This is a genomic window from Arthrobacter sp. MMS24-S77 (genome assembly GCF_054888235.1).
The window spans coordinates 4630956-4657183 of the sequence record NZ_JBTZRN010000001.1; the positions used below are offsets into that span (position 1 = coordinate 4630956).

The 26228-nt window shown below is 64.4% G+C and carries 28 protein-coding genes; 8 read left to right on the forward strand and 20 right to left on the reverse strand.

Annotation, left to right across the window (positions count from 1 at the left end; genetic code table 11):
• Window position 1: 1 nt before the first annotated feature.
• Window positions 2-577 (forward strand): hypothetical protein, encoded by a 576-nt coding sequence (locus ACX5I4_RS21425; RefSeq protein WP_461838460.1) that lies wholly within the window; start codon window positions 2-4, stop codon window positions 575-577.
• 24 nt (window positions 578-601) lie between these two features.
• On the opposite strand, the gene ACX5I4_RS21430 is transcribed toward ACX5I4_RS21425, so the two are convergent.
• The 6 genes from ACX5I4_RS21430 to rpsF form a co-directional block, all read right to left on the reverse strand.
• Window positions 602-1228 carry an FMN reductase gene (locus tag ACX5I4_RS21430; protein WP_461838461.1) on the reverse strand — a complete coding sequence of 209 codons (627 nt, stop codon included), beginning with the start codon at window positions 1226-1228 and terminating at the stop codon, window positions 602-604.
• Window positions 1229-1327: 99 nt separating this feature from the next.
• Window positions 1328-2164 (reverse strand): PhzF family phenazine biosynthesis protein, encoded by an 837-nt coding sequence (locus tag ACX5I4_RS21435; RefSeq protein WP_461838789.1) that lies wholly within the window; start codon window positions 2162-2164, stop codon window positions 1328-1330.
• Between the two features lie 211 nt (window positions 2165-2375).
• Entirely contained in the window at window positions 2376-2828 is a 453-nt protein-coding gene (gene rplI, locus ACX5I4_RS21440) for a 50S ribosomal protein L9 (RefSeq protein ID WP_461838462.1), read from the reverse strand.
• Window positions 2829-2845: 17 nt separating this feature from the next.
• Window positions 2846-3085 (reverse strand): 30S ribosomal protein S18, encoded by a 240-nt coding sequence (gene rpsR / locus ACX5I4_RS21445; RefSeq protein ID WP_003800144.1) that lies wholly within the window; start codon window positions 3083-3085, stop codon window positions 2846-2848.
• A 125-nt stretch (window positions 3086-3210) separates the two neighbouring features.
• Window positions 3211-3786 carry a single-stranded DNA-binding protein gene (locus tag ACX5I4_RS21450; protein WP_265978099.1) on the reverse strand — a complete coding sequence of 192 codons (576 nt, stop codon included), beginning with the start codon at window positions 3784-3786 and terminating at the stop codon, window positions 3211-3213.
• A gap of 55 nt (window positions 3787-3841) precedes the next feature.
• Entirely contained in the window at window positions 3842-4147 is a 306-nt protein-coding gene (rpsF, locus tag ACX5I4_RS21455) for a 30S ribosomal protein S6 (RefSeq protein ID WP_265978101.1), read from the reverse strand.
• A gap of 260 nt (window positions 4148-4407) precedes the next feature.
• Between rpsF and ACX5I4_RS21460 the strand changes: the two genes are divergently transcribed.
• Both ACX5I4_RS21460 and ACX5I4_RS21465 read left to right on the forward strand, forming a co-directional pair.
• On the forward strand, window positions 4408-4746 hold the full coding sequence (locus tag ACX5I4_RS21460; RefSeq protein ID WP_461838463.1) for a YnfA family protein: 339 nt from the start codon (window positions 4408-4410) through the stop codon (window positions 4744-4746).
• A gap of 36 nt (window positions 4747-4782) precedes the next feature.
• Window positions 4783-5457: a DUF1345 domain-containing protein gene (locus tag ACX5I4_RS21465; RefSeq protein WP_461838464.1), complete on the forward strand. Its 675-nt coding sequence runs from the start codon at window positions 4783-4785 to the stop codon at window positions 5455-5457.
• Window positions 5458-5491: 34 nt separating this feature from the next.
• On the opposite strand, the gene ACX5I4_RS21470 is transcribed toward ACX5I4_RS21465, so the two are convergent.
• From ACX5I4_RS21470 to ACX5I4_RS21500, 7 genes are all read right to left on the reverse strand, one after another.
• Window positions 5492-6793, reverse strand: coding sequence for a M18 family aminopeptidase (locus ACX5I4_RS21470; RefSeq protein ID WP_461838465.1), 1302 nt, complete (start codon window positions 6791-6793; stop codon window positions 5492-5494).
• Window positions 6794-6858: 65 nt separating this feature from the next.
• Window positions 6859-7761 carry an intradiol ring-cleavage dioxygenase gene (locus ACX5I4_RS21475; protein ID WP_461838466.1) on the reverse strand — a complete coding sequence of 301 codons (903 nt, stop codon included), beginning with the start codon at window positions 7759-7761 and terminating at the stop codon, window positions 6859-6861.
• A 110-nt stretch (window positions 7762-7871) separates the two neighbouring features.
• Entirely contained in the window at window positions 7872-8567 is a 696-nt protein-coding gene (locus ACX5I4_RS21480; RefSeq protein ID WP_461838467.1) for a response regulator, read from the reverse strand.
• On the reverse strand, window positions 8564-9850 hold the full coding sequence (locus ACX5I4_RS21485) for a sensor histidine kinase (protein ID WP_461838468.1): 1287 nt from the start codon (window positions 9848-9850) through the stop codon (window positions 8564-8566). Before ACX5I4_RS21485 ends, ACX5I4_RS21480 begins: the two co-directional genes overlap by 4 nt.
• An 80-nt stretch (window positions 9851-9930) precedes the next feature.
• Window positions 9931-10821, reverse strand: a complete 891-nt coding sequence (locus ACX5I4_RS21490; RefSeq protein ID WP_461838469.1) for an ABC transporter permease — start codon at window positions 10819-10821, stop codon at window positions 9931-9933.
• Window positions 10818-11816, reverse strand: coding sequence for an ABC transporter ATP-binding protein (locus tag ACX5I4_RS21495; protein ID WP_461838470.1), 999 nt, complete (start codon window positions 11814-11816; stop codon window positions 10818-10820). Before ACX5I4_RS21495 ends, ACX5I4_RS21490 begins: the two co-directional genes overlap by 4 nt.
• Window positions 11817-11983: 167 nt before the next feature.
• Window positions 11984-13489, reverse strand: a complete 1506-nt coding sequence (locus ACX5I4_RS21500) for a phosphatase PAP2 family protein (protein ID WP_461838471.1) — start codon at window positions 13487-13489, stop codon at window positions 11984-11986.
• Between the two features lie 37 nt (window positions 13490-13526).
• On the opposite strand from ACX5I4_RS21500, the gene ACX5I4_RS21505 reads away from it, so the two are divergent.
• The 5 genes from ACX5I4_RS21505 to ACX5I4_RS21525 are packed head-to-tail and all read left to right on the forward strand — an operon-like array spanning window position 13527 to window position 18288.
• Window positions 13527-14234, forward strand: a complete 708-nt coding sequence (locus tag ACX5I4_RS21505; RefSeq protein ID WP_461838472.1) for a phosphatase PAP2 family protein — start codon at window positions 13527-13529, stop codon at window positions 14232-14234.
• A gap of 57 nt (window positions 14235-14291) precedes the next feature.
• A complete protein-coding gene (locus ACX5I4_RS21510) occupies window positions 14292-15833 on the forward strand; it encodes an efflux RND transporter periplasmic adaptor subunit (protein WP_461838473.1) in 1542 nt (513 codons plus the stop codon).
• Window positions 15834-15839: 6 nt separating this feature from the next.
• Window positions 15840-16568: an ABC transporter ATP-binding protein gene (locus ACX5I4_RS21515; RefSeq protein WP_461838474.1), complete on the forward strand. Its 729-nt coding sequence runs from the start codon at window positions 15840-15842 to the stop codon at window positions 16566-16568.
• Complete coding sequence (locus ACX5I4_RS21520; RefSeq protein WP_461838475.1) at window positions 16565-17812, forward strand: ABC transporter permease; 1248 nt, start codon at window positions 16565-16567, stop codon at window positions 17810-17812. The genes ACX5I4_RS21515 and ACX5I4_RS21520 overlap by 4 nt, the downstream gene beginning before the upstream one ends.
• Before the next feature lie 59 nt (window positions 17813-17871).
• Window positions 17872-18288: a hypothetical protein gene (locus ACX5I4_RS21525; protein WP_461838476.1), complete on the forward strand. Its 417-nt coding sequence runs from the start codon at window positions 17872-17874 to the stop codon at window positions 18286-18288.
• A 74-nt stretch (window positions 18289-18362) separates the two neighbouring features.
• On the opposite strand, the gene ACX5I4_RS21530 is transcribed toward ACX5I4_RS21525, so the two are convergent.
• The 7 genes from ACX5I4_RS21530 to ACX5I4_RS21560 form a co-directional block, all read right to left on the reverse strand.
• Window positions 18363-19556, reverse strand: a complete 1194-nt coding sequence (locus ACX5I4_RS21530) for an MFS transporter (RefSeq protein WP_461838477.1) — start codon at window positions 19554-19556, stop codon at window positions 18363-18365.
• The gene (locus tag ACX5I4_RS21535) at window positions 19553-20323 is read right to left on the reverse strand and encodes a DeoR/GlpR family DNA-binding transcription regulator (protein WP_461838478.1); all 771 of its coding nucleotides are present in this window, start codon (window positions 20321-20323) and stop codon (window positions 19553-19555) included. Before ACX5I4_RS21535 ends, ACX5I4_RS21530 begins: the two co-directional genes overlap by 4 nt.
• Before the next feature lie 275 nt (window positions 20324-20598).
• Window positions 20599-22281, reverse strand: coding sequence for an ABC-F family ATP-binding cassette domain-containing protein (locus ACX5I4_RS21540; protein ID WP_461838479.1), 1683 nt, complete (start codon window positions 22279-22281; stop codon window positions 20599-20601).
• A gap of 45 nt (window positions 22282-22326) precedes the next feature.
• Entirely contained in the window at window positions 22327-22929 is a 603-nt protein-coding gene (locus ACX5I4_RS21545; protein WP_461838480.1) for a TetR/AcrR family transcriptional regulator, read from the reverse strand.
• Window positions 22926-24206, reverse strand: coding sequence for an FAD-dependent oxidoreductase (locus ACX5I4_RS21550; RefSeq protein WP_461838481.1), 1281 nt, complete (start codon window positions 24204-24206; stop codon window positions 22926-22928). The genes ACX5I4_RS21545 and ACX5I4_RS21550 overlap by 4 nt, the downstream gene beginning before the upstream one ends.
• 95 nt (window positions 24207-24301) lie before the next feature.
• Complete coding sequence (locus tag ACX5I4_RS21555; RefSeq protein WP_461838482.1) at window positions 24302-25990, reverse strand: amidohydrolase; 1689 nt, start codon at window positions 25988-25990, stop codon at window positions 24302-24304.
• A complete protein-coding gene (locus ACX5I4_RS21560; protein ID WP_461838483.1) occupies window positions 25990-26127 on the reverse strand; it encodes a hypothetical protein in 138 nt (45 codons plus the stop codon). The genes ACX5I4_RS21555 and ACX5I4_RS21560 overlap by 1 nt, the downstream gene beginning before the upstream one ends.
• Window positions 26128-26228 lie beyond the last annotated feature (101 nt).

Here is a 26228-nt window from a genome sequence, read left to right on the forward strand (position 1 = left end):
CATGGAATCCCTACTCGTTCCGGTCTTGATCCTGGCGGCCGTCGCCGTCGGCGTGCTTCTGATCAGCCGCGTGCTCTCCCGCCGCGCAGCAGAACGTCTCGGCAATGCGGCCACAGGCAAGGGTGCCGTCGACCCGGTGGAGCTGGCCCGCGAGGCCGCGGCGAAGCTGAGCGAGGATCAACATCGGCTGCTGTATTCACTGATCGCCCAAGGCCAGGCCATGGCGGCCATCAAGCTGTACCTCAGCGCCACCGGAGAGGGCCTGCGTGCCTCCCGGGACGCCGTCAGCGCCCTTGCGGCGCACCCACAGCCCTTCCGCCAGCCTGAGCCCGCCCCACAGGACCTCATGCCCGACGACGACGAGCCGGAGCGCTTCCCGTACCGCTACCGGGCGATCGCCAGCAAGGGCGACGTCACGCGCGAGGTAAGCAGCAACATGCTCAACGACGAAATCTACGGCAGGATCCGGACCTTGGCCAAGAGCGGAGACGTCGAGGCGGCGGCGTTGGCATTGACCAAACATTCCGACATCAGCATGAAGCAGGCACTCGAGTTCATCGAGCTGCTGGACGACTAATAGCTGCTTGCGCGGTAACGCGGCCTAGCGTCCGGCCGTGATCCCCGCGAGGAGCTGCTCAAAAGGCAGGGATTCCATCGCCTCCGCCTTGCGGTGCGGCTGTTCGCCACTCAGGAGCTGGGTAAGCTCGCCCGCCGCCCGGTCCACGCGGACCGACAGCGGGGACGCGCCGTCGTCGGTGTTTCCCCAATCTTGGGGGCCGGCGAAAACGGATGTCTGGGTCATCCTGGTGCGAAGGTAAGTGAAGAGCGGACGCATGGCGTAGTCGAGCACCATTTGGTGCCGGTCGGTGCCGCCAGTGGCGCCGAGGAGGACCGCCTTGCCATCGAGGGACTTCGGGTCCAGGACGTCAATGAACGACTTGAACAGCCCGCTGTAGGAGGCGCTGAAGACGGGAGTGACGGCGATGATGCCGTCGGAGTCCTCGACGCCGGCGATCACCCCTGCCAGGCGCGGCGCGGCATAGCCTGTCACGAAGTTGTTGGCGATATCCACGGCCAGGTCCCGGAGTTCGATGACGTCTACCCGCACCTCATACCCGGCGTCGCCCAGCTGGCGCTTGGCCGACGCGGCGAGCTGGTCCGCAAGGAGCCGGGTCGACGACGGGACACCAAGTCCGGCGGAAAGGACAGTTATGCGGCGGGTTTCCATGACGATCTCCTGTTGCTCGGCGGTTCGATGGTTTCAAACCAGAGTACATGCATTTGCATCTATACTCCCAAACTGTGCCCCCGCTCCTTTTATTCCCCGCTATAGCTGCACGGTTCCCTGGATGCACGTCACGGTGTTTCCTCCCACCCAGATGTCCCCGCCCTCCGCTGTGACGTGGATGCGTCCCGCCCGGCCCAGCACAGTACCCTGGGCGGCGACGTACTCTCGGGGCGCCCGGCCGCTTCCCATCAGCCACTGGGCAGCACCGGCATTGAAGCTGCCTGTCACCGGATCCTCCACCATGGCGTCGCCGGGAACGAAAGTACGGACTTCGAAGTCGACGCCGGCACCCGGTTTATGTGCACCAATGACCCCCACCTTCAACTCCCCCATCGCAACAAGGTCCGGTTCGATGCCGAGGACCTGTTCGGCCGATTCGAGCAGCACACCGATCCATTGCGGGCCATTGACCAGCCACGAGGCGTCCAGGAGTGCGGTTATCGGCAGCCGAAGTCCACCGGCCAACTGTTCCATGGTTCCCCCGTCCACTGGCCCGAAACGGGTCATCGGGGGCGCCGCAAAAGCGAGGCGGCCGCCGTCGACCTTAACCTTGACCAAACCGGCACCGCACTCCTGCACCAGGACCCCGGCCTGTTTCGGAACTCCGCCGGCTTCCAGCCATGCGTGCGCCGAGCCGAGAGTCGGATGCCCCGCGAAGGGGAATTCCTCGCTGCCGGTGAAGATCCGGACGCGGTAGTCGGCCGCCGGGTCGCTCGGCGGGAGCAGGAAAGTGGTCTCGGACAAGTTGGTCCAATTGGCGAAGTGCTGCATCTGGTCTGCAGTGAGGCCTTCGGCGTCGACGACGACGGCGAGCGGATTGCCGCCGTACGGCACGTCGGTAAAAACGTCCACCTGGGAGAAGGGCCTGGTGCGCATGGGTTCAAGGTTCACCGGTGCAGGCTATCAAGTCCGCCCCCCACCCAGCGCAGGCTCCCTAGCGCGAACAGGCAGCTGATGCCCCCAGCTAGGCCGCCAGAGGGCATCTGCTGCCAGTTCGCGCGCCCCAAAACCCCGCAACACCCCCGCAACGCAAAGGACCCCCGCCTCCGGAAACCGGAAACGGGGGTCCTTCGAGCTACGTCAGAGACTACTTCCCTGCAACGACCTCAAGGTCGATCACAGCGGAAACGTCCTCGTGCAGGCGGACGTTGGCCTGGTACGAACCAACAGACTTGATGTGGTTCGGCAGTTCAACGTTGCGCTTGTCGATGGAGCCGAGGCCAGCGGCCTCAACTGCAGCAGCGACATCAGCCGGCTTGACGGTGCCGAAGAGACGACCGGACTCGCCGGCCTTCACAACGAGCTTGACCTTCTTGGCGGAAAGCGCAGAAGCCTGGGCCTGTGCGGCTTCAACCGAAGCGTGGGCACGAGCAGCGCGGGCAGCCTTGATGGACTCAACCTGCTTCTCGCCACCCTTGGTCCAGGTCAGAGCGAAGCCGCGGGGCAGCAGGTAGTTACGTGCGTAACCGTCCTTGACCTCGACAACATCGCCAGCAGCACCGAGACCGGTTACTTCGTGGGTCAGAATGAGCTTTGCCATGTTCGTTAATCCCTTCCTTAGCCGCGGCCAGCGCCGGAGTAAGGCAGCAGAGCAACTTCGCGGGCGTTCTTGATTGCCTGGGCGATTTTGCGCTGTTCCTGCACCGTGACGCCAGTGACGCGACGGGCGCGGATCTTTCCGCGGTCGGAGATGAACTTGCGCAGCAATGCTACGTCCTTGTAGTCGATGACAGTGATGTCAGCGGCCTTCAAGGGGTTGGACTTTGGTTTGGGCTTACGGAGTTCAGCCTTAGCCATCGTGGAGCTCCTTTTCTATGGAGCCCGTGGATATGGATCCACGGGATGGTGGTGCTCGACGGCGGTGCCACCCAGGTGCCTCGCGGCACGTCCGGCGGGTTCCGGCGTCGAACTTTTATGAATGTTTAGAAGGGAGGTTCGGAATCCGGGCCATTGCCCCATCCGCCCGCATTGCTGACACCCGGGGTAGCCCAGGGGTCTTCCTGCGGTGCGGACTGGCCGCCGCCCCAAGTTCCACCGGAGTTGCCGCCCTGGCTTGCACCAGCGCCGCCACCCCCGAAGCCGCCGCTGTTGTTGCCGCCGCCGAAGCCACCCTGGCCACCCTGACCGCCGGAGCGCTGGGTGCGGTTGACCTTGGCGTTGGCGTAACGCAGGCTCGGGCCGATTTCATCGACTTCGAGCTCAATAACGGTGCGCTTCTCGCCTTCCTTGGTTTCGTAGGAACGGCTCTTCAAGCGGCCGGAAACGATCACGCGCATGCCCTTGGTCAGGGATTCGGCGACGTTTTCAGCTGCTTCGCGCCATACCGATGCGCGGAGGAACAGGGTTTCCCCGTCCTTCCACTCATTGGACTGGCGGTCGAAGGTCCGGGGAGTAGAAGCGATGGTGAAGTTCGCTACCGCCGAGCCTGACGGCGTGAACCGCAGTTCGGGGTCATTGGTGAGATTACCGATGACCGTAATAGTGGTTTCGCCTGCCATCTACTGCCTCCTTGTTCGTTCCTGCGGGGTAAAGAATGAAAGCCGGGAGCTGAAATTACTCAGCAACGACCTTCTGCTCTTCGGGGCGGGTGATCTTGGTGCGCATGATGGTCTCGTTGAGACTCAGCTGGCGGTCAAGTTCCTTGGCGGTTTCCGGCTTGGCGGTGAAGTTCACCACGGCGTAGATACCTTCGGACTTCTTCTTGATGTCGTAAGCGAGGCGACGGCGGCCCCAGATGTCAACCTTTTCGATGGTTCCACCATCGGTGGTGATGACACTGAGGAACTTCTGAAGCGTCGGCTCTACCGTACGCTCTTCGACCTCGGGGTCGATGATTACCATCAATTCGTAAGGACGCATATGTGAACCCACCTCCTTTGGGCTAAGCGGTTACGGCATTTCCGTAACAGGAGGTTCATTTGCGATGAACAGTGCTGCTGACCGCTTCCAGAAGCGGAAGCAGGGCGCAGCACAGACTTCAATATCTTAGTCCATTTCCCGTGTCTAAGCCTATTCGGCGTGTCGGCGAGGTGGAACGGGCGGCTTCGCTTATGTGGATAACTCAAAAAGCGCCGATCAACCGTCGACCAAGAGCGGCAAGGCTCAGGCAGACTGAATCAATGACCATCCTCAAGTCCACCGCCCTCTTTGTCCTCGCGGCCTTGGCCGAGATCGGCGGGGCTTGGCTAGTGTGGCAATCGGTCAGGGAGGCCAAGCCCTGGTGGTGGGCAGGCCTGGGGATTGTGGCCTTGGGCATCTACGGTTTCGTCGCGGCGTTCCAACCGGACGCGCATTTCGGGAGAGTCCTTGCCGCCTACGGCGGTGTGTTCATCGCCGGATCCTTGGCCTGGGGCATGCTCCTCGACGGTTTCCGGCCGGACCGCTGGGACATCATCGGAGCCGTGATTTGCCTTCTGGGCGTCGCGGTCATTATGTTCGCGCCGCGGCCGGGAAGTTGACGGCCGTCCGGCTGGCCGACGTGTCATGATCTGACTATGAATGCTGCCGCGGCAAAGAACCAACGGCCAAAGTCCACCCGGGCCAAGCGTTCCCAATTGCGGTTCCTGCTGATGATCGTCACTGGCATCGCCGCTGCCGTGGCCACCGGAATATGGGGCCAATGGATCTACGCGCCGGCCGTGGGCTGGGCAGTGGCAGCTGGGGTCTACAACGTCTTCGTCTGGACAGTCATCACCCCCATGAAAGCCGATCAGACGGCAAGCCATGCCAAAGAAGAGGATCCGCGTCGAACCACTACCGACCTGCTCATCTTGTGTGCCGCCGTCGGATCCCTTGCTGCGGTGGTGCTGGTGATGATCGGCGCCAAAGACGCGCACGGCGTCGACAAATTCCTGCTCGCCCTGCTGGCCCTCGGTAGCGCGGCGGTTTCCTGGCTCCTGGTGCACACCCTCTTCACCTTGCGTTATGCCGAGGTGTACTACACGGCCGAGCCGCCCCGTGGAATCGAATTCAACCAGAAAGAAGCGCCGCAATACGCGGATTTCGCCTACATGGCGTTCAGCCTCGGGATGACTTACCAGGTTTCGGACACATCCATCACCACCAGGGAAATGCGATCTGCCGCCTTGCGTCACAGCCTGCTTGCCTATGTTTTCGGGGTCGGGATCCTGGCCACCACCATCAACCTTGTGGTGAGCCTCGCGTCTTGACGCGGGTCGACTGAACCGGAGCCGCAGTAACGCGCTAGATCGCCGTGCGGAAGAACAATTCCGTCACCGTGGCCAGGTGGCGCGGGTCCTCAACGCCGCACAGTTCGCGTGCCGAGTGCATCGACAAAAGGGGCACGCCGACGTCGACCGTCCGGATCCCCAGGCGGGTGGCGGTCAACGGGCCGATAGTGGAGCCGCACGGCACGTCGTTGTTGGAGACGAACTCCTGGTACGGGACGCCCGCCCCGCCGCAGAGCCGGGCCCAGAAGGCCGCGCCGGTGGCGTCCGTGGCGTAGCGCTGGTTGGCGTTGATCTTGAGGAGCGGTCCGCCGTTGAGGATGGGCCGGTTGGCGGGATCGTGCCGCTCCGAGTAGTTGGGGTGGACGGCGTGGCCGGCATCCGCGGAAACACAGAACGACGCCGACAACGCCTGGCGCCGTTCGCTCACCGTCGCGCCGAGGCCGTCAGCGATCCGGGTGAGGATGTCTTCGAGGATGGGTCCGCTGGCGCCGGAGCGCGACGCGGAGCCGATTTCTTCGTGGTCGAAGGCAGCCAGGACCGCGATGGGCCCGCCGGCCGGCGTACCGGTGGCTGCGTGCGCGATGAGTGCTGCGAGTCCGGCATGGGTTGAAGACAGATTGTCGAGCCGTCCAGAAGCGAAGAATTCACCCTTGGCCCCGAACACCTCCGGCGCCTGCGTGTCCGCGACGACTATGTCGTAGCCGCCGATCAGGGCGGGATCCACGGAAGCCCCGGCCACGGAATCAGCCAGGATTGCCAAGACGTCCGCGGAATTGGGATCGCCGAGCCCGAACACCGGGTTCATGTGCTGCTGCTTGCCCAGCGTGAGGCCGTCATTGACGGCCCGGTCGAGGTGGATGGCCAACTGCGGAAAGCGCAGGAGCGGTCCAGTTGCCGTGAGGTGCTGGGTGCCGTCCAGCATCACCAGCCGCCCCGCGAGCCGAAGCTCGCGGTCCAGCCATGAGTTCAGCAATGGGCCGCCGTATACCTCCACGCCGGCCTGGAGCCAGCCGAACTTGCCTGTTGTCGGCTTGGGCTTGAGCTTGAAGGACGGTGAATCCGTGTGGGCGCCGAGGATATTGAATGCTGTGGTGGGCGTTGCGCCTGCCGGTGTCACCCAGGCGATGAGGGCGCCATCCCGGATCACGTAAAAGCTACCCGCCCCGCCTTCCCACGGCTGAAGTTCATCCAGGGCCGTAAAACCGGCGTCGTCGAGCCTGCGCGCCGCCTCGGAGACAGCGTGAAAGCTCGACGGCGATGCGCTCACATATGCGCCAAGGTCCTGGATGTGTTCTGCAGCGGAGTTCGAAGGCATGGCTCCGAGTCTAGTCTCGCCCACCTACGACGCGGCCCCGGACCCACGACGCCTACCCGTCCGCGCTACACCGTTACGTTGAGCGCAGCGGCATACCCGGCGGATACCGATCCGGAGATCGTGGCGAGCTGGTAGATACCGCCGTCATCGCCGAAGACGTTGTCCGATTTCAGGGTGGTGTTGGGGAAGTTCCGGGCACTGGACTCGTAGCCCGCGGTGGCGTAGACCGCCTTGCAGGCGGCCTCGGTGAGCGCGATCTGCGAAACCGCCAGTACCTGGCCCGCCTTGGTGGCGTTGCTCATGGATTCAAATACCTCAAAGTGAATATGTGGCCAGCGGCCGTTATACGCCCCGGGGTAGATGGTGGTGAAACTCAGTTGTCCGTTGGCATCGGACTCCTGCACGCCACGCAGGTAGTTCTCGTTTTCGAGGCCGGAATCGTAGAGCGAGTATTTGCCGTTCCGGTCGCAGTGCCAGGCATAGACCGCAGCCCCGGCCAGCGGGACACAGCCGTTCGCGTTGTCCAGCAGGGTCAGGGTCACCGTGAGGGGTACGCCGGTGGCTTTGGTGGTGGATGTGCCGAAGCTCGAGGTGATGTCCTTCCGAACCACCCCAGACGCTGCCAGGACGTTTGGTCCGTTGGACCCGTCTCCCGGGTAGGGGCCGAGCGTCTCCTGCGGGATCTCGACTCCGCACTCAGCAATGGCGCGTGTCACCGTGGGCGAGGCAGAGGCGCTTTGGCTCGCCGTCGCCGTCGTGCTCGCGGAAGCAGTGCCCGACGCCGGTGCTGTGCTCGTGCTGTCCGTGCTGGTCCCAGCCGGGGTACAGGCCGCGAGTGCCGCGGTGGCAGCGCCGCCGATCAGCACGCCGAGCGTCCGGCGGCGGCTCAGGAGCGTGGAGAGGTCGAATTCCAGGCCGCGATCGTGGTCGGGGTGGGGCTCGTGGGAGGGCTTCGGTGAAGGAGTCATGTACCCATGGAAGCGCCCAGGACTATGCGGGGTACATACCAAGGCTGTGTTCCGGCTGTGCGATACCCCCGGGCTCGCCCGTCATAGCCTGTCCTACCGTCACGCAACCCCTAGTAATCCGGATTGCTAGGGATCACGAGTCCTGTTTCGTAGGCGTAGACCACCACTTGGACCCGGTCCCGCAGGTGCAGCTTGGTGAGGATCCGCCGGACATGGGTCTTCACTGTGGCCTCGGACAGGAAGAACTTGTGGGCGATTTCCGCGTTGGATAGCCCTCCCGCGATGGCCTCCAGCATTTCTGTTTCGCGGGGTGTGAGTTCCTCGAGCAGGGGATCGCGGGGTTGGGCTATGGCCTGGCCAGGAACCCGGCCTCCACGGACGTAGGTCTCCAAGAGCCGCTGGGTGACCCTCGGAGCCACCACGGCGTCGCCGCTGGCTACGAGCCGGACGCCCTGGACCAACTCGGCGGGCGCAACATCCTTGAGCAGGAAGGCGGATGCCCCCGCCTGCAGCCCGGAGAAGGCATATTCATCGAGGTCGAAGGTGGTCAGGATGATGATCCTCGCGTTGGACGCCGAGGCCGTGATCCGCCGTGTGGCTTCGATTCCATCCATGGCAGGCATCCGGACGTCCATGAGCACAACGTCCGGTTCCAGTTCGTCCACCTTTCTCACGGCTTCGGCACCGTCCGAGGCTTCGCCGACCACCTCGAGGTCCTCCTCGCCTTCCAGGATGAGCCGAAATCCCATGCGCAGCAGGGGCTGGTCGTCCACCAGCAGAATCTTGATGGGAGCGTTGTCAGTCATGATTTCCCCTTTTCTCCATTCCAATTCAGCTCCGCATGAACCCTCCACCCGCCGTTCATGCCAGGACCGGCATCCACGGTGCCAGCATAAATTCCCGCACGTTCACGCATCCCCGCGATGCCCTGGCCCGTTCCCAAGGCAACCTCTTCGGTTCCCGGATCCCGGGAGCCCCGGCCGTCGTCGCGCACTTCGATGGTGACCGAGTCGCCGTCCCGCACGATCTGCACATCCACCTGGCTCAAGGAACGCCCGTACCTGAGCACGTTGGTGAGGGATTCCTGCACAATCCGGTAAACGGTGAGCTGAAAGGCCGGGTCTTCGGGAAGGGCAGGGCCCGTGTGCGAATAGTGCAACGGCAGCCCTGCCGTCCGGAATCCATCGAGCAGCTTGCTCAGGTTGTGGCCGCTGACCAGGGGCGCCAAAGGCGCCGGACCACCGGAGTCCTCCCGCAGCACGCCGAGGACACGACGCATATCGGCCAACGCCGTCCGGCCAGTGCGCGACAGCTCACCGAGCACCTCACCTGCACGCTCCGGATCCTTCTTGACCACGACGGCGGCGCCGTCCGAGAGGCTGATCATGACCGTCAGGGAGTGGGCCACGACGTCGTGCATCTCGCGGGCGATCCGGTTGCGTTCGGTGACCGAACCCAAGCGGGCCGTACGCGCCGCCCAGGCCCTGATTTCGTTCTCGTGCTCACGCCGCTGCCGCACCGAAATGCCGATGCCGGTCGCGATCAGGTTGGACAACAAGATGCTGACCGCGGCGGTGATGTTGCTGATGAGATGGAAGTTCTCCGGAATCGCTTCAGCGTTGGACGGCGTGGCCGGGCTGATCCACATGAAAAGGTACACCAGGGTCAGCGGCAGGCTCGCCGCGCCAAACACCGTCAGCGTGAAGGTCCGGGTCCTCGCCACGGCCACCGCGTAGAGCGCAAACCACAGCCCTGCAGAGACGTTGGATCCCCAGGGGTTCAGTAGCGTCACGGCCACTTCGAGGACGGCAACCGCCGCAGTGACGCTGAGCGGATTCCGGCGTCGCAGGAACAGGATGGCGGCAATGGCAACCAGCAGCGCGGCGGCGAACCACTTGCCGTCCACGATGGAGCCAATGAAGGTGGGCAGTGCCAGGAGCGAATAGCAAAGCACCACCACCGTGTCCATGACCCGTGGGTGTTCGAAAAGGTAGCGACGGATCCTGCCGCGGCGGCGCAGGGTGATTTCAGCAAAGGACGCATCGGCCACGTGGGCCGACGCGTCCTGTGCTGGCGACTCTTCACTCATGGGTTGAGCCTAGTGTGGCCTTGCCTGGAGTGGCTGTTCCTGGATTTCAAACCGTGCGGTTGCGGATCGGACGTCTCGAATCAGACGTCGCGCTTCTTGAGCGCTATGAGGGCCGGAACCATGAACAGGATCACGTAGCCGAGGAACACGAGTCCGCCCGCCCACGGGTCCAGGATGCCGTCTGCGTGACCGATCGACAAGAAACGGCCACCGGCTTCACTGGGCAGGTACTGCGGGACGTACTTCCAAAAATCTCCCGGTGCGAAGCTGAGGAACTGTCCGGCGAACGGAAGCACGAACATGATGCCTACCAGGACGGTGATGCCGCCGGCCGGGTTCTTGAGCAGTGTTCCGAGCGAGAGCCCGATCAAGGCAACTCCGGAGACGTACAGCCCTCCGGTGAAGACGCTATAGAGGACACCGTTCGTGTTCCATCCGAGGTCAAGGCCAAAGTTGGAGAACATGGGCGACGCCAGCAGGAAGGTCACGACGCCGGCCACGATCGACAGCACATAGGAAACAACAATCAAGACGACGGCCTTGGCCCCGAAGGTGGAGAGCCGGCCCGGGGCTGCGTTCATGGTCGAGCGGATCATGCCTGTTGCGTACTCGGAAGCAATGAACAGTACGGCCAGGGATCCCATGATCAGGATGCCGATATTCAGGCCGGCGTTCGGAAGGTTGTAAAGCTCGAACCCGGATCCAGGCGGGAAGGAGTCAACGGCTTGCTGCACCGATTCCTTGTGGCCCTGCCGGCCGACTTCGACCATCTGGTTGATGAAGTTCCAGCGGACCAGCGCGGACAGCAGGCCGATGCCGACGATGGCCACGAAAGTCAGGACCAAGAGGAGCTTGGTGCTCATAAGGGTCCGGAACTTGATGGATTCGGAGTTCAGTACCCGGAGGAAATTGACGCCACCGGTCCCGGCTGACGGGATCGCATGTTTCTTGCTAATGGTATTGGTGCTCATGACTGGATCCCTTCCATGGTGGCAGCGGAGGTGGCGCCGACTCCGGCGGGGTTGGCGTCCACCGGTCCGCCGGGCGCCGCCGGTCCACCGGTGATGTGCGAGTGGTATTCCACCTCGTCCTTGGTCAGCTGGAAGTACGCCTCTTCCAGCGAGGACGTGAGCGGAGTGAGCTCGTAAACCAGCACCCGGTTATCGAGGGCGAGCTCGGCGATACGGAGCGGCTCCACCCCGTACACTTCCAGGGTTTCTCGTTCGTTCTGCTCCACCCGGACGCCATCGCGGGCCAGCAACTCGGACAAGCGTGTGGTCTCCGAGGTACGAACCAAGGTGCGCTTGCGGGTCTGGCTCTCAATCAGCGCATCCACCGTGGTGTCAGCAATGATCTTGCCGCGACCGATCACAATCAGGTGGTCCGCGGTCTGGGCCATCTCGGACATGAGGTGGCTGGAAATGAATATCGTCTTGCCCTGGCTTGCCAGGTAGCGTGCGAGGTTCCTTACCCACTGCACGCCCTCGGGGTCCAGCCCGTTCACCGGTTCGTCGAGGATGAGCGTCTGGGGATCACCCAGGAGCGCGTTCGCGATGCCGAGCCGTTGGCCCATGCCGAGGGAGAATCCGCCGGCCTTCTTCTTCGCCACCGCGGTGAGGCCCGTCATTTCGATGACTTCCTCAACCCGCGCGTTCGGAATCCCGTGCGTTGCAGCCATGGCCCGCAAGTGGTTGTAGGCGCTGCGGCTCGTGTGGACCGCCTTGGCATCAAGCAAGGCTCCTACTTGGTGCAACGGAGCCTTGTGCTGGGCGTAGTGCCGACCATTGACGGTGACGTCGCCCGACGTCGGACGGTCGAGCCCCATGATCATGCGCATGGTGGTGGACTTGCCGGCGCCGTTCGGGCCAAGGAAGCCCGTGACTTTCCCGGGCTGTACGGTGAAGCTGATTCCGTCGACGGCTGTCTTTGCGCCGTAGACCTTCCTCAAGCCTGTTGCCTCAATCATGGAAGCGTTCCCTCCGCTTGCTGCAGCTGTGTGTTGACTGTAGGTACAACGCTAGCCACCTACGCAGCGGATTTCGCCGGTCTCAGGGATGATTCAGGGTCCGGCCAGGGTAGTCCCTATGGATGATGCCGGCCGGGTCCGCGGGAGCTTCCGGCTCAGGGAAAACCCTAGGCAAGCGGCGAATAGACCCGTAATGCGCGACGCCGGACCGCGAACTTTGCGGTCCGCACGCCAGGCAGCGGCTCGCCGTCGACCGCTATCACGAGCGGTTCTCCGACCGCTTCGATGCTGATCTCCGCTGCCTCACTGAGATGCGTCACTTTCGACGTGGCCACGGTTCCCGTGAGGACCGCCCACAACAGCCGCAGCCGCGCGAAGGGCTCGTCGGCCGTCACCATGCGGATGTCCAGCACGCCGTCGTCCAGCACTGGCCGCATCAACGGCGCCAAATCCCGTGGGTAATAGCGTCCGCGGCCCAGGTAAAGGATCCACAGCTTGTGGTGCACACCGTTGATCAGGAGGGTGGTGGGGGTTGCAGCGCCAAACGTGCGCAGTCCGGCAACGAGCCCTGCAAGAGGCTTCCCCAGGGCGGGCTGAAGCCGCTCGCGACGCCGCACCAAGTTGGGGTATACGCCAATGCTGGCTGTATTCAACATGGTGAGTTCAGTGATCTCATCCTTGCCGTCGACGCCGCGTCCCGCCGTTACGTGGCCCAGGTCCGTCCACGCCGCGGCTCCCGTCTTGGCAGCCTCAAGGGCACCTTCCAGCGATCGGGCATCGACGTCTCGCGCGAAATGGTTGAGCGTCCCGCCAGGCAGCACCAGAAGCGGGAAGGAATGCTCGACGGCGGCATCCGCGGCGGTGCCGACAGTTCCGTCGCCGCCCCACACGCCCAAAGCCTTCGTCCCGGGCTTCTCTGCCGCGGCCTGGATTTCGGCCGCGATGTCCTCGCCCTCAGTAATAAGGTGAATATACGCCTTTGGGAATATTTCTCGAAGCTGCATCTCGGTGTCCGGCGAGTAGGAACCGCCGAGGGTGTTGACCGCGATACTCAGGCCCTCGCCGTCGTCGATTGCCGGAGCCTTGGCCGGCGAACGCTCCGTGTCCGGGACGGGCGGTCGGAGGGGCCACCATTTTCGCGTCAGAAGGGCCGCTCCAGCACCAATCGTTGAGCCGAGCAGTACGTCAGAGGGCCAATGGGCGCCCGTGTGCACGCGGGAATACGCCACTCCCGCAGCCACCGGGGCCAGCGCCGCCCCTAGCCGGGGGTGTACCAGCGCAACGCCAAGAGTGAAGGCGACCGCCGACGCCGAATGGCCCGAGGGCATGGAGGAACTGGTGGGCTGCGGGTTCACAAAGCGGAAAACCGGAAGGTGCTCGGGCAATGGCCGGGCCCGCGGAAGGAGGGACTTGAAGCCGAGATTGGTGACGGCCGACGCGACACCAAGAGCCAGGAGACCGTGGATTGCTGCATTTCGAGGCTTGCCGGAAACGGCCCCCAGGACGCCCGCCACGGCAAACCACAGCTTGCCCTTGGTAGCGGCCTCCGAGAGGTTTTTCAGAATGGCGTCGTGCCGGCCTTCCGGCAAGCGCGAAACGGCACGGACCACGGCCCGATCAAGTCGCGCAATGCTCCTGGTGTCCCAGAGGCCCCTTCGCAGCATGCTTCGCATCCCCCCAGACTAGCGGCGGGCTGGATAGGATGTGGGGATGGTGAGGGTCCTCCTACCCCGCAGGCTCAATCCGGGACGCACAGTGGTCATCGCAACCGTGCTGCTCGCTATCGCCGTGGTACTCGGCGGCATGCTGCTGGCGGAGGACCAAAACCCGCCTTTCCAAGGCCTGGACGACGCTTCGTATGGGTTCATGGCAACCATTCACACACCGTTCTGGGACGCCGTGAACCTCGTTCTCAACTGGACCGGCTACACGGGCATGCTGATCTTCCACATACTGTTGGCCTTGGCATTGTTGATCCGCAGGAGACCCCGGCTGGCGGCCTTCTCGGCGGTGGCAGGACTCACCGTGATGCTGCTGACCCAGTTGATTAAATGGGTTCTCCACAGGCCACGGCCAATCAATGCGACTGTCGCCACTGACACCTACTCATACCCTTCAGGGCATGTATCTGCCACAACTGCGTTCGTGCTCATCGTGGCCCTCTTGATCGGTCGCGGCTGGGCCTGGCTCCTCGCGATCAGTGGAATGCTGGCCATGATGATCAGCCGGGGCTATTTGGCCGCCCATTGGCTCACGGATGTGGCGGGTGGCGCTTGCCTCGCGTCCGCCGTCGTACTTCTCCTGTGGCTGGCGTCCCAGAACATATGCATTCAAGAGAATACATATGCGCGGCGCGCGCTCACCTGGAAGTCGAGGGCCGCGAGGCGCAAGCGGCATTCTGAGCAACACGTCACATAAGGTAAACCCTCAGGTAGCACTCGGCATGCTCCAAGCGAGCGGCCATAGTGTTCGGGCATGCTCTCAAAGCCTCAACTCATCAACAGCGGCATCGGGGTGGCCGTCGTCGGCATTGCCGCCGGTGCCTTCTTCGTGCTGAACGGCGTACCGCAAACAGCCGCCGACACCACAGCCCGTACAGTCGCGGTCAGCGCTGCGGACCTCACGGCTGTGTCCACGGCGAGCGGTAACGTCTCGCCCGCAAGCACCACCGTCATCAACGCGCAGAACTGCACCGGGCCCATCGCCACGGTCTCCGCAGTGACGGGCCAGCAAGTCACGGCAGGGCAAGTGCTGGTCACCATTGATCCGACCAACGCCCAGAACGCCCTTGCCGTTGCCCAAGCCCAATTGGATTCGGCCGCGGCACAGGCAAACCAACAGGCGGCTTCGGCGAGCAACCAGGTAGCTTCGGCAAACCAAAACCTGGCCAACGCCCAACAGACGGCCAATCTGGACGCGAGCCAGCAGGCCAGTGCCGTCGCCGCGGCGCAGACGGCCGTGAACAATGACACGGCAACGGTAGCGTCCGCGCAGGCCGCTGCCAGCGCCCAGCCCTCCAGCCAGCCGGCCCAGACTGCGCTCAACGCTGCCCAAGCCCAACTGGCGAAAGACAACCAGGCGCTGACCCAGGCAGTCAACCAGCAAGCCAGCTCGGCCCTCAAGGACAAAGAGCAGCTCGCCTCGGCCCAGACGGCCCTCAACTCCGCCCAAAGCGGCGGCGGCGCCACGTCCAACACCACGTCTGCCCAGATCGCCGTGGACACCGCAACCAAGAACCTGGCGTCCTGCTCCCTCGCCGCCCCGGTTTCAGGCACGGTCACAGCAGTCAACGCCGTGGTCGGTGGCAACGCCGGCAGCAGCTCCGGATCCTCCGGTTCCGGCTCCTCCGGAGCATCCGGCAGTTCGGGCGCCTCGGGCAGCTCCTCCACGAGCACCTCGAGCACATCCTCCTCCGGACTCATCACGATCAGCGATACCGCCCATCTTCAGGTCATCGCCAACTTCGCCGAATCGGACATCGCCGCCATGAAGACCGGCGACTCCGCGACCTTCACCTTCCCGGCACTCAAGACCGACCCCTCCGCTGCACCCGTCACCGGCACCATCACGGCGATCGCGCAGAACGCCACCACCACTAACAACGTGGTCAGCTACCCCGTGACCATCTCCATCAAGAACCCCCCGGCAGCCCTCCGGCTTGGCCAGAGCGCAAACATCTCCGTGACGACGGCGACCGCCAAGAACGCATTGACGGTGCCTTCCCTGGCAATCACCACCACCGGGACCCGGCAAACAGTCAACGTCCTCAAGAACGGAACCTCGACGGCGGTGACCATCACCACCGGGATCACGGACAACGGACGCACCCAGGTGCTTACCGGTCTCAGCGCGGGTGACCAGATTGAACTCCCGGCCATCTCCTCCACCTTGGACACCAGCACCACCACCGGACGGACCGGGGCGGGCGGCCTCGGCGGCGGTACGGGCGGGTTTGGCGGAGCAGGGGGTACCGGCGGCGCTGGCGGCACCGGTGGTACCCGCGGAAATGGCGGGTAAGCAGCCGTGAACAACGCTGTCATCCAACTGGAGTCCGTGAGCAAGATCTACGGCAAAGGGGAGGCCGAGGTCCGGGCACTGGATTCCGTCAGTATTTCCATTGACCGCGGCGACTTCGTGGCCATCATCGGCGCCTCGGGCTCTGGAAAGTCCACCATGATGAACATCATCGGTTGCCTTGACGGAGCCACCGAGGGCACGTACCACCTGGACGGCATCGACACCGGGACCATGGACGAATACCAGCTGGCGCAGATCCGGAACCGGAAAATCGGCTTCGTTTTCCAGAACTTCAATCTGATACCGCGAACCCGGGCCGTGGACAACGTCTCCATGCCCCTCGCCTACGCAAAAGTACATCGGAAAGAACGGCGTGAGCGGGCGTTGGAGGTGCTCGATTCCGTGGGTTTGGCTGCCCGCGCAGACCACAAGCCTTCGCAGCTCTCGGGAGGTCAGCAACAGCGCGTTGCCATCGCCCGGGCGCTGGTGACCAACCCGGTGCTGCTGCTGGCGGACGAGCCGACAGGTGCCCTGGACACCAAGTCTTCGCACGAGATCCTGGATCTCTTCGAGTCCTTGCATGCCAACGGAAGGACCATCGTGATGATCACCCACGAGGCCGACGTAGCGGCCCGGGCCAACCGTGTAGTGCGATTCCAGGACGGCCACATCATTGAGGACCACCGGGTCCGCGGCGTCCACGGACACCCCCTCGCGACGGCGGTGCCACTATGATGATCGCCGAATCCGTACGCTTCGCCCTGACGGGGGTGATGGCCAACAAGATGCGCTCCATACTCACCACACTGGGCATCTTGATCGGCATCGCATCCGTCATCATCCTGCTGGCAGTGGGCGCCGGTACCTCCAATGCCATCAAGGCCCAGATCGGCAAACTCGGAACCAACGTGCTCACCGTCAGCCGCCAGACGACGGCGGGCGGGCGCGCCGCGGGTGGCGGACAAACCGTCACGGGTCCACGCTCCCGCGGCACCAACCTGACCCTCCAGGACATGGCCTCGCTGACTGACCCTGTCATGGCCCCCGACGTAGCCGCGACGGCGCCCGTAGTCACCGCCCAGAACGTCACGGGAACCTATAAGGACGCAACCCACGCGGTCGCAACTTTTGTGGGGACCACGCCGTCGTACTTTGGCATTTCGAACGACACGCTGGCGGCGGGCTCGTACTTCAGCGACGGCGACGCGAGCAACGGCACTGCGGTGGCAGTCATCGGCAACACCGTGGCCCAAGATCTGGTGGGTAACTCCGTAGCCTCCGCCGTGGGGCAGACGATCGCACTCAACGGCCAGAACTTCGTGGTCTCCGGGGTGCTGACCCAAAAGGGCTCGTCGGGCCTGAACGATCCTGATGACATTGTGGTGATCCCCTACAGCGCCGCCCAGGACAAGTTCACCGGATACTCACCCTCCCTCGCCTCCATCAGCGTCCAGGCGAAGTCGGCGGATGTGATGAACCAGGCCCAGAACGAGGTCCAAATGATCCTCGATGCCAGGCACAACGTCACGTCTGCCAACCGTGACTACCAAGTCCGGAACCAAGCGCAGATCCTCACCACGGCCACCACGACCACGGCCACGCTGACCATCCTCTTGGGTGCCGTGGCCGGTATTTCGCTCCTGGTGGGCGGAATCGGTGTCATGAACATCATGCTCGTCACGGTCACCGAACGCACACGCGAAATCGGCATCCGCAAGGCGATTGGAGCCTCGCGGGGGAGCATCGTGAGCCAGTTCCTGATCGAATCGCTCATCATTTCGCTGATCGGTGGGGTGTTGGGCATTGCCGCAGGCTACATCGGCAGCGCCTTCCCCCTATTGGGAACACAGCCCGAAGTCCAGTGGTGGACCGTGTGGCTGTCGTTCCTGGTCTCCGCGGCGATCGGCCTGATTTTCGGCATCTACCCGGCCAACAAGGCGGCGAAACTCCGGCCGATCGACGCCCTGCGGTACGAATAGCCGCCCACAGTTCCACCCCCAGCAACCAAAAGAAGAAACAGCCAACAGGAGATCCACAAATGTCCTATTCAGCGCCGGAGCCCGGTCCCTTGAACCAACCGGAGCCCCAACAGCCATACTCCCAGGAGCCCTACGCCGGCCAGCCGACCGCGGTCCTGCAGGCCACCGGACAGGAACCTACCGGGCAGCCTTGGGGCCAAGCACCTGAGCCGTTCGTGCCCAAGAAGCGCTTCCAGATGGGACGCCTGACGCAAATCCTCCTCGCCGTGCTGCTGGTGGCCGTCGGCTTCTTCGGAGGCGTCGGCGTCACCAAGCTCATGGACGCCGGACAGGCCCGTCCTGGCCGCGGCCAGTTCCAGAACTTCAACGGACAAGGCGGTCAGGGTGGTCAAGGCAGGAACCGGCAAAGCGGCGCTCCGACCAACGGGGCATCGCCGAGCGCGGTTCCGTCGGCGCCCGCAACCTCGGCGCCGTAGCCACCCGCCCCTGGTCACCCAACTAACTCGCAGTTGTTGTCGTTAAACGGCGTCATAACGACAACAACTGCTAGCTAGTTGCTTTTAGGCAGGGGCTTCGCGGCGCCGGCCAGCCACAGGGCGATCAGGATCGGCGCCCCGATCGCGAGCAGTGCCATGTGGATACCGGTGTGGTCGCCCAGGTATCCCAAAAGCGGCGGCCCGGCGAGAAACGCTACATAGCCAATGGTCGAGACCACCGAAACTCGGGCGGCTGCGTGATTGGGATCATCGGCAGCGGCGGACATGCCCATTGGGAACGCCAGCGCGGCGCCGATGCCCCAGAGGGCCGCGCCTACCCCGGCAAGGATGAGGTTGTCCGCGAAGACGAACAGCGCCAGGCCCACAGCGGCGGCGGCCATGCTCGCCCGGAGCACCGCAACGCGTCCGAACCTGTCGATCGCGCGTCCGCCGAGGAAACGCATCAGGGTCATCGCCGCAACGAAGAGGGCAAACAGGAGGGCGCCCGTCGACTCGGTGGCCTGCAGGCCATCCACCGTGGCCTTGGCAATCCAGTCGTTTCCGGCGCCTTCCGTGAGGGTCGCCCCGAGGACTACGACGCCGATCAACAGGGTACGGGAGTCCCGCCACGCTGAGGGGCCCTTGACGGCGGGAGCGCCGTCGTCGGACGTCGTTACGGCCGCTTCGTGGGGCATGAAGTAGCGGGGCGCGGTCAAGGTGAGAAGAACTACGACGCCGGCAATCACCAGCAGGTGCTCCGGAAGTCCGACGCCCATCTGGGAAAGCCACGCACCGATCAGCGCCCCCACGAAGGCGCCCCCACTAAAGGCGGCGTGGAACTGCGGCATGATGGTGCGCCCGAGCCGGTGTTCGACGTCGGCCCCTTCGATATTCTGAGACACATCCCAAAGGCCGACCCCCACACCGAAGAAAAACAGCGCAACTGCGGTGGCGGCCACAGAGCCGGCCATGAGGGAGAAGGCGATGCCCGCTCCAGCAGAGGCGGCCAGCAGCCCGGCGGCGCGGACGGTGTTGGCCGTGCCGATCCTGCCGACCACCCACCCCGCAGATGGCAGCGCCACAAGGGACCCGACGGCGGTGCACAGCAACAGCGTGCCCATCTGTCCGGATGTGAGGTTCAAGGTCTGGGTGACCGCGGGTATGCGGGCCGCCCAGCTGGCAAAGACGAGCCCGTTCATGCCGAAGACCAGGAAGGTGGCGATTGCCGCGGCTTTGACGTTGGGGGCGGTTCTGGTGCTGGTGGTCATACGGTCACAACTTCCACGGAGAGATTTTCAAGTAGGGTGCGTTCTTCAGTGCTTGGCTTCCGGTCCGTCACAATGACATCAACCGCGTCCATAGCTGCAACTAAGGCCACGGCCTGTGCGTTCCATTTACTTCCCGTGCAGGCAACGATCACCCGTCCGGCCGATTCCAGTCCTGCCCGCTTAATCGCGGCGTCCTCGAGATCGTGCGCCAGCAGGCCGTCTTTGAGGTTGATGGCACAAGGCGTGACGATCGCCGCGTCAAAGCGCAGTGAGCGGATATTGGCCTCTGCCATCGGTCCCCGGAATGACTGCTCGCCGGGAACCAGGCTGCCGCCGGGCAGCAAGAGACCCGGACGCCGTCCAGAGGGAAGGTCTGTGGCCAGGAACTCCACCGCACGAAGGGACATCGGCATGATGGTCAGTTCCCGCTGCGCGAGCCGGCGCGCGATCTCCGTTGCCGTGGAACCGCTGTCCAGCCAAACGTGATCGCGGTCGCGGAGTAGCCGTTCGACGCCGACGGCGATCCTCTCCTTGGCGTCCTGCTCCTCGAGTTCGCGCTGCCCGTAGCCGGGATTCTCGCCGCGGTCCACGAGGCTGCGTGCACCGCCATGCACCCGGCGCAGGACGCCGTGGGAGGCGAGGATTTCCAGGTCGCGCCGAATAGTGGCCCCCGACGCTCCGCATTCGGCAACCAGTTCGTCAACGGTGATCTCTTCGCGTTTGCGCAGCAGCTCACCAATGAGCCGGTGGCGGTCAGCAGTCCTCATGCTCATATGTTATCCAGAAATGATCATTTAATCACCACCGATGATCATGTGGGCGCGCGGGTGCGTGGTTCGGGCATGGAAAGTCACCCTGCGTGCCGAACGGCTCAGACGCTCGCTCGCCTTTGAGGCGTTTCCGGCCGACGCTCGCTCACTTGATGAGGTGAGCGAGCGTTCCAAAAAAGTGCCCCAAAGGTGAGCGAGGATCGCCGGGGGAGCTGCCCGCCCGGGGGCTGCCCGCCCGGGGGCGGTTGGCGGTCCGGGGAACTAACTGGACGTCAGCGCGCCCGCTCTACCCGGGACTCGTCCCAGACCGGCTCGGCGGATTCGTAGACCTTGCCGTCGGATCCGAAGACAAGGAAACGGTCGAAGGACTTCGCGAACCATCGGTCGTGCGTGACAGCCAGGACGGTGCCCTCAAACGCGTCGATGGCGCGTTCCAAGGCTTCGCCCGAGTGCAGGTCCAGGTTGTCCGTGGGCTCGTCCAGGAGCAGGAGCGTGGCACCGGAGAGCTGGAGGAGCAGGATCTGGAAGCGCGCCTGCTGCCCGCCGGAGAGCGACTCGTACTTCTGCTCAGCCGAGCCCACCAAGCCGTAGGAATCGAGCGCACCGGAAGCAGCCTCGCGGCCAAGCCCGGAGCGGTGTTCGTCGCCGCGGTGGAGGATATCGAGGAGTGTCCGGCCCAGGAGGTCCGGGCGGGAATGCGTCTGCGCGAAGAATCCCGGGCGGATCCTGGCACCCAGTTTCACGGTTCCCTCGTGCGGGACTTCGGCGATCTCGACGTCCGAAACCGGCAAGTGTTCGCGCTCCGGATCGGTGCCGCCGGCCGCCAGCAGCCGCAGGAAGTGGCTCTTGCCCGAGCCGTTGGAACCCAGCACGCCCACGCGGTCCCCGAACCAGATCTCGGTGGAGAACGGCTTCATCAAGCCCGTGAGCTCAAGCTTTTCAGCCACCACGGCGCGCTTGGCCGTTCGGCCTCCCTTGAGCCGCATGTGCACGTTCTGTTCCAGCGGCAAGGCTTCGGGCGGACCGGCTTCCAGGAACTTGGCGAGACGGGTCTGCGCGGCCTGGTATTTGTTGGCCATGTCCGAGCGGAACGCAGCCTTGGTCTTGTACATGATGACGAGTTCCTTGAGCTTCAAGTGCTCCTCGTCCCAGCGCTTGCGCAGTTCCTCGAAGCGCGCGTTGCGGTCGATACGTGCGTCCACGTACGTCCCGAAGCCGCCGCCGTGCACCCAGGCGCCGGCGCCGTTGATGCCGGGTTCAAGCGTTACTATGCGGCCCGCGGCGTTGTTGAGCAGCTCGCGGTCGTGGCTGATGAAGAAAACCGTCTTCTTGGATTCGTTGAGTTTGCTTTCGAGCCAACGCTTGCCCGGAACGTCGAGGTAGTTGTCCGGTTCGTCGAGGAGCAGGAGCTGATCGGGTCCGGAGAACAGGGCCTCAAGGACCAGGCGCTTTTGCTCGCCACCGGAAAGGCTCGACGCCGGACGGTGCTGGGCGCGGTCAAAGGGGATGCCGAGCGCGGCCATGCAGACCTCGTCCCAGACGGTCTCGACGTCGTAGCCTCCGGCGTCTCCCCAGTCCACGATCGCTTGGGCGTACTGCATTTGGGTGGGCTCGTCGTCGTGCTCCATCATGGCGAGCTCGGCGTCTTCGACTGCCTTGGCGGCCGCGGCAAGAGCCGGCGGCGCGGCCGAGACAAGAAGATCGCGAACGGTGGATTCATCACGGACCTGCCCCACGAACTGGCGCATGATGCCCATGGTTCCGGAGCGTCCTACTACCCCTTCGTCCGGAGTGAGATCGCCGGCGATGATCTTGAACAGGGTGGTCTTGCCCGTCCCGTTGGGCCCGATCAAGGCTGTTTTGCTGCCGTCCGGGACCTTGAAGGTCACGCCGTTGAGCAGCTGGGTGCCGTCGGAGAGGAAGTAGTCGATGCCTGAAACGTCAATATGGGCCACTGCCCAATCTTCCCACGGACCGCGGGGGACTCCTCAGCCGCCCACTCAGGCCGACAGTTCGCCGATTACCGCACCGGTGAGATAGCGCTGGATTGTCGGCCCCAGCGCCCGGACGACGACGGCGTGCGGGGCCGAAGCGATCGGCTCCAGTTTGATCAGGTAGCGGGTCAGGATTAATCCGGAAAGCTGCGACGCCACCAGGCTTCCGCGCCACGAGGCCTCTTCCCCGGGCACGCCAAGTCCAGCCAGCAGCGGGTGGATAGCCCGGTTGAGGATGAACTCGCGGACCAATGCCGCACTCCATTCGTGTTGCATCGCCGTCCGCAGCACGGCGACTCCGGCCGCCCCCTCGGGCGAGTCCCAAACAGTCAGGAAGCGCGATACAAGCCTCTCTCCGACACGGTCCCGCGGCCCGTCAAGGACGGCCGTCAGGTGTTCCTTGGGGTCCACGGGAGACTCAAGCGCAGCCATGAACAGCTGTTCTTTGGTGCCGAAATGGTGGTTGATCATGGACGGGTCCACGCCAGCCTCCGCCGCGATCGCCCGGACTGTTGCGGCGTCATATCCTCTCCGGCTGAATTGTTCGCGGGCCGCGCGGAGAAGGGCGTCGCGGCTGCTTACCTGTCCCGGGCGGCGACCCCTGCTCACGCCGCGTCCCGGCTCGCCGCGGCCTTCCGGCGTGCGAAGTCCGGGGCATGCTCCGGCCGGGGCCCGAAGGCGATCATGAGCGCTGGGAGTTTTCCGAACCACGGAACGTGGCTGGCGACAAAGACCAGCGGACTCGGCGGACCCACAAGTTGCCCGGACAATGCCGGGCCGAAGACCGCTTTCTGGATGAGGAGCTGTACGTTCTGGATCACCACGGTGGGGAACCAGCGGCGCTTTTGCACCGAGGCGAGATCGGTCTCCTCCAGGGTGCCCCGCAGCAACGGCTGGGCAATGCGCTGTGCCGCGGCGACGGCGTCCTGGATGGCCAGGTTGATGCCCACGCCCCCAGCGGGAGACATCGCGTGGGCAGCGTCGCCGATCAGGAGGAGCCCGGGTTTGTGCCATTGCTTGACCCGGTTGAGCTTTACGTCCAGCATGTGGAGATCGTCCATGGACCTGATCTCGTCCATCCGGTCCGCCAGGTCCGGGCGGAGGCGGGCCACGCGTGCCCGGAAGCTCTCCACCCCTTCAGCACGCAACTGGGCATCCTTGCCTTTCTCCGCGATGTAGGCGATCTGGTAGAAGTCCTTGCGGGTCAGGCTGAGGAGCACATCCGTGCCGGAGAAACGCGGCATGATGGAGGCCAGCTGTTCCTGTTCGTCTGCACGCCGGGAGAGCCGGAACCACCAGGTGTCGAATGGCACCGGGAATTCGTGGGGGACAAGTCCGGCCTTTTGCCGCAGCACCGAACTGCGGCCATCGCAGGCCACCGTCAACGTCGCGCGCAGCTCGCCTGTGCCGGTCTCCTCTCCCGACGCCGCGTCCCGGGTGCGGTACGCCACCCCGGCGACTTTCCCGCCGTCGTCGTACACCAAATCGGTGGCTTCAGTGTTCATCCTGAGCGTGAACTGCGGCTCTTGCCGCGCGGCGTCCACCAGGAAGTTCAAGAGGTCCCACTGCGGAACCATGGCTACGTAATCGTACGGAGGCTTGAGGCGGTCGAAGGCGGCCAGGGTCACTTCTCCGCCACCCGCGGGGAGCTTGAAATTGCCGAGCTTGCTTTGGGGCAGGGCCCGGAATCCTTCGCCCAGGCCGAGCTCATCCAAGAGCCGGATGGTGGAGGGGTGGACAGTGTCGCCACGGAAATCGCGCAGGAAGTCGGCATGCTTTTCGAGGACGGTGACCTCGACTCCGGCCCGGGCCAGCAAGAGTCCGAGCATCACCCCAGCAGGGCCTCCGCCCACGACGACACATGTAGTGCTTTCGAACTGGTCCATGGCCACTCCCACCGGTGCAAATAATTCAACGAGTGTTGAATTAAGTGTGCACCCGCAGTCAGGGCGTGTCTAGAGGTTCCCGGCCGGGGCAACTCCTAGTGCCTGCAGCCAGAAGACTCCGTCCTGTGCCCGGCGTCGGTGGCCGCGCCAGCCGGCACTGGCGGAGCATCATTGAGTTCGTGGTGCGCATCGTGGACGACGTCGCCGCCCACAATGGTCAGATCGGCCCTCTCGCCGAGCAGTTCTGCGGCTTCGAGGCGGTACAGGTTCGCCGACCAGACCACGACGTCGGCCCGCGCGCCCACGCGGATAACCCCGAGCTCCCGCTCGGCATGCCAGGCCCAGGCGCCACCTTCCGTGTACGCGCGCAGGGCGGTGTCCAAATCCAGTCGCTCGGCCGGGGTCCACGCCGAACCGCCGTCCAACCCCGCCCGGGTGAGTGCACTGTAAAGGCCAACGAGAGGATCCATTTCGCCCACCTGCCAGTCGCTGGAGAAGGCGAGACGTGCACCGGATGAGGCGAGTGAGTTGAAGCGCCAGGCACGATCCCAACGGTCCTGGCCGACGTTCTCCATCCAGGTGCCCGCAACCAGGTCCGGAGAGCAGTGCCTCGGCTGCATCGCCGGAACCACGCCAAGGTGGGCGAAACGCGGAAGGTCGGCGTCGTCCAGGCATTCGACGTGCACGATCCCGTGGCGGCGGTCCGTGGTGGCGTTGCTGCGCTGGGCATGCTCGATGGAGTCCAGCGCCAGCCGCACACCCCAGTCACCTGTCGCGTGAGTATGGGTCTGGAAACCCAGCCGGTCCAGTTCCGCCAACATGGCAGTGAATTCGTTCGGCGGGCAGCTCGGCGCACCCCTGTGGCCGGGACGGTTCGCGTAGTCGGCAAGCATCGCCGCTGTGTGCGGTTCGATCACGTCGTCCGCATACAGTTTGATCGGCCCCAGCCGGAGCATGTCATCGATGGGGGACTCGTCGACTGCTTCACGCAGTTCCCTGCGGAATGCGGCGTCGGAACCGACCGGATGGAAAAGGGCGGTGATGACGCGGGAGTGCATTTTCCCCTCCCGCCGCGCCCGGTACATGAGGTCCAATTCGGCCAAGGGTACTTGTGGCTCCACAACGGTGGTGATTCCGGTGGCGGTGGCCATCTCCAGGCTTGAGGTGATGCGCCGGTAGCGGCGATCCGGAGAGTACATCGGGATGTCCCGCTGGAGGCCCTTTAGGCCCGCCGTCGTCATGGCGCTCGTGTAGAAATCGGTCACCCATCCGGTGGGCCGGCCGTCGTCGTCGAGCTCCGGACGCCCCCAAGGTACGGACGAACCGCGCTCGATACCCAGCACCCGGATCGCGGCGTCGTTGAGCCACACCGAATGCTGGTCATAGGTGGTGATGAAGATGGGACGATCGGTCAGGCCACGCAAGTCCCCGGCGTTCGGCCGGCGTCCCTCGACCACCGAATACACGGCGTTTTCGGCACACACCCAATCCTGTTCGGGCCGAGCTGCGGCGTGTTGCGCTATCCGGCTCCGCACTTGCGCGAGGGTGTGGGCGCCTTCGAGGCTGACGGCGTCGGGATCGAAACCCAGCAGGAGGTGGTTGTGGCTATCGATGATCCCGGGACTCAGGAGCCTGCCGCGCAGGTCCAGGCGACGGCGGGCCGGCGGTGCATCCCGGTCCGTCCCCACGTAGCTGATGAGCCCGTTGCTGATGCCGACAGCTTCGGCCCAACCTGTTCCGTCGAAAGTCCGCACGGCTCCGTTGTAGAGCAGCAAGTCAAGCATCAGTGGTTCTCCTCTTCAATCGAGGACAAGGTGATGAGGATGTTGCCGCCCAAGCCGAGACTGCGGGACAGGGAGGCACTATAGCTCTGGCCAGCGGTTCCGGGCCGCGCCTGGACTGTGCTGCTGCGTTGTTCCATGAGGGTCCATTCGGGGTTGCGCCCACCGCGCCGGCACTGAACGCTTCTGCGACCGCCGGGACCAACTGATCGCCGGGCTGGATTCCCCGGCAGACAAGCTC